This window comes from Amycolatopsis sp. NPDC039088, assembly GCF_055598845.1.
In genome coordinates, this window is the sequence record NZ_JBVKAE010000079.1 from 1 (window position 1) to 12,415 (window position 12,415).

A 12,415-nucleotide genomic window follows, 5' to 3' on the forward strand; every position below is an offset into this window, starting at 1 on the left:
CCCCCCCCCCCCCCCCCCCCCCCCCCCCCCCCCCCCCCCCCCCCCCCCCCCCCCCCCCCCCCCCCCCCCCCCCCCCCCCCCCCCCCCCCCCCACCTCCTTGAGGGCTGGGGGAGACTGGTCACCCCTGGCGGCGTGAGCGGGGAATCGGGAGGCATCCGGCCGCGGCGCGAACAGGCCCGCACGCAACACGCCGTGAAGGCCTCCTTCCCTACCTTGAGAGTAGGAAAGGAGCCCTTCACGACGCGGCTCTGGCTGCTCCGTGCCGCGAGTCGAGTGTCCATAGTGGATGGTTCATCGAGCGGTGCCACCGCTCGATGAACAGACCACACGGATCAGCGGGCCGCCCGGGTTCAGTGTGGGTCCTTTCGACTACAGCACACGAGCCGAAAGTCATCGATCCCGGCTCAGGGCACGCTCCGGTGGCCGTGCCAACTGCATGATTACGAGCGTGGACGTCGTACTCACCGCTCTCGCCTCGGGCCGGCCGCTCGTACCGGTCACCGGTCCCGCCGGGATCGGGCGTACCACGGTGCTGGGCGGGATCGGGGAAACCCTGTCCCGGAACGGGGCTTGGGTGTCGGCGATCCGCTTCACCCGCGACGCCGACGTCGTCCCTGGCCGCCTGCCCGGCTCCGAGCCGGGTTTCGCGCCGCTCGGCCCGGTCGCGGGCGCGCACCGGCATCCGGATGTCGCGCGCCGGGCCGCCGCCGCGGTGGCCGCGGTGATGCTGCGCGGGGGACGGCAGGCCGTCCTCTTGATCGACGACGCGCAGTGGATCGACGATGACTCCCGTGCCGTGCTCGGCGCGTTGGTGCGTCGGCTGGCCGGGACCGGCGCGGCGTGCGTCTGCGCGATCCGTACCCCGCTGCCCGCCGGGTACCTGGACTGGCTACGGGACCTGCGCGGCGACGCGCTCGTGTCCTCGGTCCGGCTGCGGCCGATGACGGCGGACGAGATCGCCGGGAATCTCGCGGCGGTGACGCGGGCGAGGCCGGACGACGAGCTGGTGGCGAGGGTCGCCGAGCTTTCCCGTGGGATCCCGGCAGCGGTTCGCGACGCGATCGAGGTGCTGCGGCACAACGGGGCCGTGCGGCTGGCCGGTGACCGGGCCTACCTCGCGCCGGTGGCGTGGCCGGTGGACTCCCCGCCGGACAACAAGTTCCCCCGGTTCGTCCGCGGCCTGGGACCGAAGGCCGTCGCGGCGGCGACCGCGGCCTCCGCGCTCGCGCCGCTCGGCGCGGCGGTGCCACGGCTGGTCGCCGAGATCCTCGAGCTGAGCGAGTCCGAGGTCCAGACGCTGCTGGACCACCTGTGCCGCGAGGGCGTCCTGCACCGTGGCCGGAATGGGCAGTCGTGGCGCGTGCCGGTGCCGGTACTGGCCACCGCGCTCATCGCCGCCATGGGGCCCTTCGCGCGCAGGCAGCTCGCGGCCAGGGCCGTCACCTCGGTGTGGGCGGGCGAGGCACAGTGCGAAGACCGGGACTACCTGGCCGATCTGGTGGCCGACGCCGGACGGTTGATCGACCCCGATCTCGCCTTCGACACGTTGCTGGAGCGGGCGGCGGAGGTCGGCGACCGACTGCCGGAGCGGGCCTCACGCTGGCTCGGCGCGGCGATCGAGCTCGCGGAGACCCCGGCACGGCGGTTGACGGCGCTGCTCGCGCACACCGAGATCTGCCACGCCCGCGGCTACCACGAGCGCAGCCTCCGCGGCGCCCAGTTGCTGCTGACCGGATTCGCCGATCAGCTCGCGCCGGACGTGGCACAGGAACTCCAGGTGATCGCGGTGCGGGCGCTGAAGAGCACCGGGGACGACGAATGTCTGCGCGAGATCGCCGAATCCTGGCGCGGCTGTCGGGAGGACCCCAGCCAGCGCCCGGTGACCAGGGCGCTGGCGCTCGGCATGCTGGACCGCTGGGGCGAGGTGCGCGCCGTGCTCAGGGAGAGCGGGGAACACTGGCGCGCCGGGAGCGCGACGACCGTGCTGCACGGGTCGCTGCTCGAAGCGCAGGCCGCCCTGTGGACCGGCCACAGCGACCTGTTCGGGAAGCTGTCCGAACGTGACTTGCCCGCTCCCGACAGCGCCGGGCCGCAGGCCGTGCGCCGGCACCACGCCGAGCTGGTAACCGTCAGGGCGGCCGCTCTGACGGTCGTCGGCGACGCCGCCGGCGCGGGGGAGCCGGCGGCAGGTGGGGAACCCGACGGGACGCCATTGTGCGACCGGGCCGCCCTCGCCGCGATGCGGGGCGAGGTAGACCTCGCCGTCGATCTGGCCACGCGAGCCAGGACGGACGGAGCGCATCGCGGTTACCACATCGGGTACTCGGCGATGCAGCAGACGATCATCGCGATGCTGGTGGCGCAGGGAAAGCTGACCGCGGCGCGCGAAGCGCTGACCGCCGCGCGGGAGACGGGCCCCCGGCTGGGCCATCTGCTCGACCTCGCCGACGCGCGGATCCAGTGGGCGCTCGGCGAAAGCGAGGCGGCTCGGGCCAAACTCCTCGAGTGCGAGCGGGCCGCGGCCGAGCGTGGCCTGGCCGTCGGCACCGACCTGTGCTGGGCCGAACTCGCCGACCTGGCCATGCGGACCGGCGATCACGACGAGGCGAAGCGGTGCCTCGTCGCGATCGAGGCCCTCGCCCGCACGATGTCGACGTCCCGCGTGCAGTTGCACGCCGCGCTCGTCGGCTCTCTTGTGGACGGTGATCCCGCGCGCGCGGCGGATTGTCTCGACCTGGTGCGCCGGCGCGGGCAGCCCTTCGAAATCGCCATGGTGTCGGAAAAGCTGGTCCGGCACGGGGTCGCTGACCCCGCCCTGCTGAGCGCGGCGTACGAGCACCTCGGCACGTTCGACGCCCTACTGTACCGGTCATGGCTGCGCAATCTCATGCGGGAACACGCGATCGCCGTACCCGGCCGCGCGCGCACGGCGGCCGAAAGCGAGCACCTGCTGGCCGTTCTCGTCGCCGACGGGCTGACCAACAGGCAACTCGCGATGACCTTGCGCGTCAGCGAGAAGAGTGTGGAGAACCGGCTCAGCCGCTTGTTCGCGCGTACCGGCTACCGGTCCCGGATCGAGCTGTCGGCCGCGATGCGGGTCGGCGGCCCGCTGTCGGTGCCGGACGGCCGCGGACAGAGACCGGATAGAGCAGGAATGAAGTGAGTACCGGAATACACGGTGCCCGGAGCACGCCGGTCCACCGCGGATGGGGGCGGACCGGCGAACGACAGTTTGGGGTATCGGGGAGGAACATCGGGATGGGACAGCAGCGCATGGGACTCGTGGGCAGGGGGGCCGAACTGGCCGCGCTCCGGGCGGCGGCTGAGGGACGGAGCCTGGCCGTGCTGCGCGGCGAACCGGGCACCGGGCGTGGCGCCGTGCTCGCGCGGGCGGGCGCCGAGCTGGCGCACCAGGGGATCTTCGTCCTCGAGGTGTCCGGTGCGGCGCCGCGTCCGGAGTGGGACCGGTTCGGTGTCCGGATCGTCCTCGACGCGATCCGAGAGCGGTTCGAAGACCTCGGTGGCCGCGCGCGGCTGACCGAGGCGATCGACGCGCTGAGCCGGTTGTGCGTTCCCGCGAGCTACGAGTCCGCCTGGGAGCGCTCACGGCTGGTCAACGCGCTGGGCACGGTGTTCCGGAGGCTGGGCCCGGCCGCCGTGGCCGTCGACGACGCCGACAGGCTCGCCCAGCCCGCCATCGTCCTCGCCGCGGCGAGGCAGACCGGCTGCCCGGTGTTCGCCGCGTGCACCGATGACACCGGGCTCGGCGAGGTGGCCGATCTGACGGTCGAGCTCGGTGCCCTGCCCGCCGGGGATGCCGACGGTGTGCTGCGGCAGGCCGTCGGATTGCCGGTCGACGACGCGCTCCGGCACGCCGTGCGCGACGGTCTCGGCGCGCTGTATGGAAATCCCGGCACCGTGGTGTCCACAGTGGCCGATCTGCGCGGTCGGGGGAGGCTGGTGACGGTGCACGGTCACGTATGCCTGCGTGACCCGGGGGAGCCCGTCGCGCTGTCGCCGGAGCATCCGCTGCTCCTCGCGCTGGACGCCTGCGGCGATCTCGGCCGCGATCTGGTGCGACTGGCCGGGGACACCGCGTTCGGGGTGGACGAGATCCCGCTGCTGGCCGCCGCCACCGGCCGGTCGACGGCCGACTACGGCCGGACGGCCGACCGGCTGGTCCGGGCCGGCGTGCTCGGAGCCGGCCCCGAGGGGCGGCTGAACGTCCGCTGCGCCGCGCTGGGTGCCGCCGTGGCGGAGCACGGGAGTGTGCCGCTGCACCGGGCCGTCGCCGGACAGCTGCTCGACGCGGAGGGCGCACGGCCGCAGGTGCTCGCCCGGCACCTCGCGGCGGCGGGAACGGCGATTCCGCGTCGGCCGGAGGTGGTTCGGGAACTCCAGGACGGGGCGCAGGACACGGCCAGGTGGCACGCGGCCTGGTGGCACACCGAGGACGGCGAGGAACGATCCCGCGCGGCGGTGGAACTGGTGCGCTGCTTCGTCCGCGCGGCGGACTACGCGGGGTTGGCGCGGTTCGTCGACGAGGTTCCCGCCGGGGAGCTGGACCCCACCGACCTCGCGGCGGCGGCCGCGCTGGCGGCGCTCCACCTGGGACATCCGGTCTCCGCGTCCGTCCGCGCCGCGGTGACGTGCGACGGGTGGGTGCCCGCCGCACTGGAGTTCTGCGACCGGTGGTTCGCCGGCGCTAGGGACCTCACCATCGGAGACGTCGAATCCGCCTTCGCGCCGCTGCGGAGTTCGCCGGTCCTGCCGACGATCGAACGCCGGACCATCGGCGTCGAGCAGTCCTTCGCCCTGCGCGACCTGGTCCCGGTGCTCGCCTCGGTGCTCGGCGCGGACTTCCGCACCCCGGCCGACGGCCCGCTCGCCGCCTATCACCGGGTGCTCGCCGGGTACGCCGACGGGGACTGGACCGCGGCGCTGAGCGCGGCACGGGAACTGGAACTCGACCCGCGCGCGGACGCGCTCGCCCGGCAGAGCGCCCGCCTGCACGCCGCGGAGATGTGCTCGTGGCGTGGCGAGGACCAGCGGGCGGCGGCGTGGCTGGACTCGGTGCCCACCGCGGATTGCGCCTATCCGGCGCTGCGTTCCTGGGTGGTGGCCGGGTGCCTGCACCAGACGGGCGACAGCGAGGGGGCGTTGCGCGCGTGCGGGCACGCCGACGGAGGCCGCGGCACGGCGCGGCTGCTGCGCCGGATGGCGGCGATCGCGATGGAGTCGGGCGAAGTCCTGCTGGCGAACCGGGTGCTGGCCGAAACCGAGTGGACCTACTCGCGCGACGACAGCCCAGAGGCACGGGAAACGGTGTCGTACGTGAGGGGACTGGTAGCCGGCGATGGCGCCAGGGCGCGAGCGGCCGAGCGGCTTGTCCGGGGCGGCGGCAACCGGTTCGACCTTTTGCTGGCCTGCCAGCTGGTCGGCCGCACCGCCGCGGAACCGGCGCCATGGCTGGCCGAGGCGTTCGAGATCGCGCAGTCGATCGGCGCGGCACGGCTGATCGCGCGGGTGAAGCGCTCGCTCCAGGGCAGCGGGGGTTTTGTCCAGGAACAGCGCGACCGTGGCGAGGACCTGTCGGAAACCGAACTGCGGATCATCGACCTGATCCGCCTCGGCTGGACGAACCAGCAGATCGCGCACGCGGTGCGGATGAGTGAGAAGACCGTGGCGAAACACCTGACGAGGCTGTTCACCAAGGCGGGGTGCCGGACGCGGCACGGGCTGGCCACGTCCGATCTCGGCGGGCGGCCGCAACCGCTCGGCGCGTGAGGCTCGGGACTATGGAGGAGTTGTGAGCAGTAACGTCATCGCCGTCACCCAGGCACCGGGGCGGGGGCACCGCACGATCGGCGAGGCGATAGACCACGCGCACGCCGGGGCGGTGATCGTGGTCGGTCCCGGGCGGTACATCGAGAACGTCGTGGTGACCAAGCCCGTCACCATCACCGCGGAGGACGGTCCGGGCACGGTCTGGCTCGTCGCCGCCACCGGGGTCACCGTGTCGCTGCAGGCGGACTCGGCCGCGTTGTCCGGCCTCAGCGTGGTCGCCGCCGACGCGGAGAGTCCGGCGGTGCTGGTGACGAGCGGCCAGCTCAGCGTCACCGAGTGCGTGGTCGAGGCGTCGAGCTGGACCTCGATCTTCGTCCGCGACCGGGGCACCCTGCTCATGCGTTCCAGCGAGGTGCGCAACGGGGTCGGCGCCGGGGTCGTGGTCACCTCGCCCGAGGGCGGCGTGCTCGACAACTGCAAGCTGGCTGACCTGGGCACCTCCGCGATCGTGGTGGCCGAACAGGGCGCCCTCCTCGTCCGGGCGGGCACGGTCGGACCAGCTTCGGCCAACGGGATCTGCCTCAATGGCCAGGGCACGCTCACCGTCGAGGACACCGTGGTGATCGGGGCGGGCAAGCCCGCGATCGCGGTAGAGCAGCAGGCCGCGTTGACCGCGACCAGGCTCGGTGTGCGCGACACGGCCGCGATCGGCTTCTACCTCGCCACCTCGGAGCAAGTGGTGCTCGAGGACTGCACGGTCGACGGCGCGGGAGCCGAGGGGGTGTTCGTCGCCGAAGGGTGCGCGCCGACGCTGAGCGGCTGCCGGGTGAGCGGGACCAGAGGACGTGGGCTGCACTTCGCCGGGCGGGCCGCGGGCTCCGTCACCGACTGCGAAGTGTCCAATGTGGACGGTATCGGGATCGGGGTGACCGAACGGAGCCTGCCTGAGTTCGCTCAAGTCTCCGTCGCCGGGTGCACCGCGTCCGGGGTCCGGATCGACGACAGCTCCGATCCCTTCTTCCGCCGCCTGCAGGTGCGTGGCTGTGACGGCGCGGCCATCGAGGTGGACGGCGGCGCCCGCGGCAGGTTGGAGAACATCGAGGTCGACGGCGGGGGCGGGGTGGGCCTGTCGGTGGCCGGGGCGGCGCGGCCATCGGTGAGCGGGCTGAACACCCGCGACGTCGCCGACGCCGGTGTCCGGGTGATCGGCGCGGCGCTCTTGTTGTCCGACAGTCAGCTGCTCCGATCGGGCGCCGAGGGCGTGCACGCGGGCGCGGGCGCGGACGTGTCGATGACGCGCTGCCGGGTACAGGAAAGCAAAGGCACAGGCTGCACGTTCGCCGAAGGCGCGTCCGGCAGCGTGCTCGACTCCGAGTTCTCCGGCGGTTCCGCCGACGGGATCCTGCTGGAGACCGACGAGCCGGTCTCGGTGAAGGGATGCACGGTCCGGGACAACCACGGCAGCGGTGTCCGGCAGCTCCGGCCGAGCAAGGCGATCGAGGTGCTGGAACTGATCAGCGGCGGCAACCTCGCGAACGACGCGTACGGTACGGCCGCCTCCGTCGGCGCCATCCCGTCCGCCGCGCCCGCCGACGCCGGGCCGAAGCGTCCGGCACTCGGATCCGATCCCCTGGAGGAACTCCACGGGCTGGTCGGGCTGGCCGGGGTGAAAAGCGAAGTGACGTCGCTGGTCAATCTGAACAAGATGGCGAAGCGACGGATCGACGCGGGGCTCTCCGCTCCGCCGATGGCGCGGCACCTGGTCTTCGCCGGGGCGCCCGGTACCGGCAAGACCACCATCGCCCGGCTGTACGGTCAGATCCTCGCGCAGCTCGGTGTGCTGCGCAAAGGGCACCTCGTCGAAGTGGCGCGGGCCGATCTGGTCGCCCAGATCATCGGCGGCACCGCGATCAAGACCACCGAGGCGTTCAACACCGCCCTCGGCGGCGTGTTCTTCATCGACGAGGCGTACGCGCTCAGCTCCGGCGGGGGCGGCACCGGCCCCGACTTCGGCCGCGAGGCGATCGACACGCTGGTGAAGCTGATGGAGGACCACCGCGACGACGTCGTCGTGATCGCGGCGGGCTACTCCAAGGAGATGAACGAGTTCCTCTCCTCCAACCCCGGCATGGAATCACGGTTCAGCCGCACCATCGAGTTCGCCAACTACACGCCGGACGAGCTGGTGACGATCGTGCGGGCGCAGTGCGGCAAGCACGACTACCGGCTCACCGAGACCGCGAGCGAAGCGCTGTTGCAGTACTTCGAAGAGATCCCGAAGGACGGCACGTTCGGCAACGGGCGTACCGCGCGGCGGGTGTTCGAGCGGATGACCGATCGGCAGGCCTCCCGTCTCTCCTCGACCCCCACCGCCGACACCGCCGACCTCACCCTGCTGACCGAGGACGACCTGTTGTCGATGAGGTGAGTCGTGCGAGGAGTTGTGCCGAGGAGGAGAGACGATGTATCAGCAACACCCCGGCCCCTTGGTCGTCGAAGAGCACGACCTGCACGACCGGCACCTGCTCATCCGGCCGCGTGACGAGGCGGGACTCGAGCAGCCGCGCGTCGGCGCGGCACCGCTGTCCGACGGCGAGCTGCTCGTACTGGCCACCCCCGGTGCGCAGCGGGTGCCGTCGTTGGTGTCCGCGCTGCCCGACCTTCTGCGCGAGCGGCTGGCCGGGATCGATCTGTTGTGGCTCGGTGTCGGCGGTCTCGCGGCCGACACGTGGGCGGCCCAGCGCCTCGCGGGGGAGCTCGGCGTCGAGATCGCCGCGCCCGACGGCGGGGTCGCGTCGATGCCGGGCGCGGCGCTTTACACCGGCCATGGCGCGGGCGGCATCGGCTGGCATCGGTTCCGCCCGGCGGGGCTGGTGACCTTCCATGGGGCCAGGTTCCCGTTGCCGGAGTGGGAGTCGTGGGTTCCGGCGAGCCCGGTCACCGTCGGCGACGTGGTGACCGTGCCGGTGCCTTGCGGCCTGCTGGTCCGCCCCGCGGTGGACGAGGGGACCACTGTCGTCGACGTGGTGGAGACCGCCTTCGAGGTCGCGGTCAACCCGCGGTTCCCCAAGGTCATCGTCACGGTCCCCTCCGTGGCCGAGGTCGCCGCGCTGCTCGACGGGTTCCCGCCACATCCGGTCATGGTGGTCCCCGCGACGCCGGAGGCCGCGGCGCACAGCTGGCAGCTCGAGCTGGCGACGCGCCTTTCCCAGGACGTCGTGTTCAGCGCCGGGCCGCAGCTCGGTGGATCGACCGTCGTACCGGGCGGGCGATTCCGGCCCTTCCCGATCGTGCTTCGGCAGACCGCCCGCGGCGGGGACCAGCAGGTGCTCGCCGTCGCGCCGCCCCCACCCGGATGGGAGACGGCGGGGCCGCGGTCGTACCGGTTCGCCGAAGGCGGCGACGATCCGGTGTTCGCCGACGTCGTGCCCGCCGGGCTGGTGCTCCGTGCCGAGGACGGCGATCCCGATCCGCACGCCGCCGCCGCTCCGTTCGACCCGGCACAGTGGACACTGACCATGGGCGCCGCCGGACGGCGGCTCGGCCTGCCGGTGCTGGCCGCGGCGGAGCAATTGCTCGCGGCACTCCCGGACGGCGAGCGGGCGGCGGTGCGGGTCCGAATGGCGGGCGTCCCCGACGGCGCGGCCGCGCACGCGCTCGATCACCGTGCGGAGGACCGGAAACCGGCTCCGCTACCGGGGTCCTCGCCGTCCCGCCCGCTCACCCCGAGCCGTCCCGTGCCCGCGCGGCCCGCCGCTCCGCCCGGACCGGGCAGCGTGAGTCCGCCACCGTCGATCATGACGACCTCGGGCGCACCGGTGTCTACTGTGTCCGGTGGAGTTGCGTCGTCCACAGTGGCCGGTTCGCCGAAGCCCCCGCCGCCGCACGAGGAACCGTCCGCCGCGACCGTCCGCGCCGAGCCGGTCGATGCCGAGCCCGACACGGAGCCGGAAGCCGGTCCACCGCCACCACTCGAGGAGCCGAGTGGCCCGCCGCCCGCGCCGCCGGTCGATCGGGATCCCGGCCCGCCGGTGTCGCCGGCGGGCAGGCCGGTCGCGGTTCCGGTGCGGGACAGCACCACCGGCGAGCAGAACCGGTTCGCCGCGGCCGCGGGGGAGGACTTCGGCATCGCGCTCGCCACGGTGAACGCGGCGCTGGCGGCCTGGCCGTCGATGCGTGCGGAGGATTCGCCCGCGGGCAAGGCCGACTACGTCGCGGTCTGCCTTTATCTCAGCCAGAGCGAGGGTGCCGCGCACCTGGTCAACGGTGCGTTGCGCACCGGTGAGGGCGCGGTGCTGGACGGGCACATCCCATGCCTGATGTCGGGCCTGCGGCGGCTGCCCACGCATCGGCGGGCCGTCCTGCGGCAGGGCAGGATGTCCGAGTCGCTCGAACACCGCGGTGATCCCGGCATGGTGCTCACCGAACCGGGTTTCCTCGCCGCCAGCATGGATCTCGACATCACCATTCCCGGCGCCGACCTCGACGTGCTGATCTGGCCCGCGTCCGCGCGCCGCACCTCGGAGCTGATGCTGAGCCGCCCGGTCGGCGAGGCGGTGTTCACCGCGGGCGCCCGGTTCAAGACGCTGGCCGTCCGGTCCGTCCTGGACGAGGAGCCCGAGGACGACCCGGAGGCCCTCATCGCCCCGAAGATCGCGGTTCTGTTCCGTGAGCTGGCGCCCGGAGAGACGCAGGGGTCGGCCGACCTCGACGACCGTGACCGCGCGGCGCTGGCGAAGCTCGACAGCGTGCTGGAGGGACGGCGCCGCACCGCGCTACGGCTGGTCGAGGACCAGGACGCGATCGCCCGGCTCACCACGTCGATGGTGCGCTGGCGGGACGAGGCGGCGGGCGAAAACAAATCCGTCGCGGTGGCCTCGTGAACGGGGTCGGGAAAACCGTGCGGAAGTCCATCGTGAAATCCGCCGCGCTGCTCGCCGCGGGCATGCTCGTCGCCGGGGCGCCCGCGCACGCGGCACCGGCGCAGCCGCCGTCCCCCGAGTCGCCCCCCTCAGGTGGCCAGGACAGACAGGTGCAGTGCCTTCCACCGCCGCAGACCACCGAGCCCTCGGTGCCGTGGGCACAGCGTCAGCTCGCGCCGGAACGGGTCTGGCCGCTGACCACCGGCGCGGGGGTCACGGTGGGAGTGGTCGACACCGGCGTCGACGCGTCGGTGCCGCAGTTGCGGGGCGGCACCGTACTGCCGGGGATCGACACGACCGAACCGGAAAGGGGCCCGGCCGACACCGACTGCCACGGGCACGGCACCTTCGTGGCGGGCATCATCGCCGCGGCCCCGATGAGCGGCACCGGGTACGCCGGGGTGGCGCCCGGCGTGCGGATCCTGCCGGTCCGCTGCGCGACCACGGACGATCCGAAGAAAGAGGGCGCACTGACGCCCGAGGGGATGGCGGCCGGGATCCGGGCCGCGGTCGACGGCGGCGCGCGGGTGATCAACATTTCGGCCAGTACCGCCGAACAGAACCCGCAGCTCGCCGGCGCGGTCGAATACGCCGCGAGCCGCGATGTCGTGCTCGTCGCCTCGGCCGCCAACAGCGCCAAGAAGGGCGACCCGGTCACCTATCCGGCTGCCTACCCGTCGGTGATCGCGGTCGGCGCGGTGGACGAGGCCGGCCGGCACGCCGACTTCTCCCAGACCGGGCCGTTCGTGTCCCTGGTGGCTCCCGGCGTCGACGTGCTCGGACTCGGGCCGGGCGGTCCCGGGCACTGGCAGGGCAAGGGCACGAGCTATTCCGCCCCGTTCGTCACCGGAGCCGCGGCGCTCGTGCGCGCCTACCGGCCGACGCTGAGCGCCGCGCAGGTGAAACACCGGCTGCTCGCCACCGCCACGCATCCGGCCGCGCAGTTGCCGGACCCCGCACTGGGCTGGGGCACGGTGAATCCGCTGTCCGCGGTGACCACCGTGCTCCCCGAGGAAAGCGGCGACGGCAGGCCCACCTCCGTCGTCCCGCCCGACGCCCGCGGGCCCGACGCGACGCCGCGCGACGAGCTCGGCCCGGTGCTGGCCGTGGTGGGGGTGATCGGCGCGGGATGCCTCGCGCTGACCGCGCTGGTGCTGACCCGGCTGTACCGGTCCGGACGCGGGCGCGGCTGGCGTCCCGCCCGCGTACTGGAAGTCACCACGCCGCAGGCCCGCGATTAGTCCTCTAATGGCTTTCCGGGCGCCCTTCCCCAGTACATGAAGGACCCCTTCACTCGCCTAGCACAAGCAAGGGGACCTTCATGTACTCCAGCCGCCAGAACGGGCACCTGGGACGCATCGGCCGGGCTGGTCGTGAGTGGCGAGTCGGACAAGTCCGTGAAGGCCTCCTTCCCTACCGTCACAGCAGGGTCCCGGCAAAGTCGCATAACTGCTGGTCGGCTCCATTACTAGGGCGGGGTCAAGGGGAACGTGTCGTGGCGTACCCGGCGGGAGCGGGTTCACGTAAAGGGGCCTCGCCTGGCTCTCGACTGTCCATAAGGGATACTTTTCGGGACAAATGTGCCCGATTTGGGCGAGTTGCGGGGTTTGGCGAGGGGGTCGGGGGGGGGGGGGGGGGGGGGGGGGGGGGGGGGGGGGGGGAAAAAGAGAAATGATAGGGGGAGAAAGAGAAGAAAGAAAAAAAA

At 72.9% G+C, this 12,415-nt stretch carries 5 protein-coding genes; all 5 read left to right on the top strand.

What is annotated here, in order from left to right; genetic code table 11:
• The first annotated feature begins 449 nt into the window (after positions 1–449).
• On the top strand, positions 450–3,164 hold the full coding sequence (locus ACZ7KI_RS43070; protein ID WP_470278770.1) for a helix-turn-helix transcriptional regulator: 2,715 nt from the start codon (positions 450–452) through the stop codon (positions 3,162–3,164).
• A gap of 95 nt (positions 3,165–3,259) precedes the next feature.
• The gene (locus ACZ7KI_RS43075) at positions 3,260–5,788 is read left to right on the top strand and encodes a helix-turn-helix transcriptional regulator (protein WP_470278771.1); all 2,529 of its coding nucleotides are present in this window, start codon (positions 3,260–3,262) and stop codon (positions 5,786–5,788) included.
• A gap of 22 nt (positions 5,789–5,810) precedes the next feature.
• A complete protein-coding gene (locus ACZ7KI_RS43080) occupies positions 5,811–8,216 on the top strand; it encodes a right-handed parallel beta-helix repeat-containing protein (protein WP_470278772.1) in 2,406 nt (801 codons plus the stop codon).
• Between the two features lie 34 nt (positions 8,217–8,250).
• The gene (locus ACZ7KI_RS43085) at positions 8,251–10,671 is read left to right on the top strand and encodes a hypothetical protein (protein WP_470278773.1); all 2,421 of its coding nucleotides are present in this window, start codon (positions 8,251–8,253) and stop codon (positions 10,669–10,671) included.
• On the top strand, positions 10,668–11,951 hold the full coding sequence (mycP, locus tag ACZ7KI_RS43090) for a type VII secretion-associated serine protease mycosin (RefSeq protein ID WP_470278774.1): 1,284 nt from the start codon (positions 10,668–10,670) through the stop codon (positions 11,949–11,951). The genes ACZ7KI_RS43085 and mycP overlap by 4 nt, the downstream gene beginning before the upstream one ends.
• Positions 11,952–12,415: the final 464 nt, after the last annotated feature.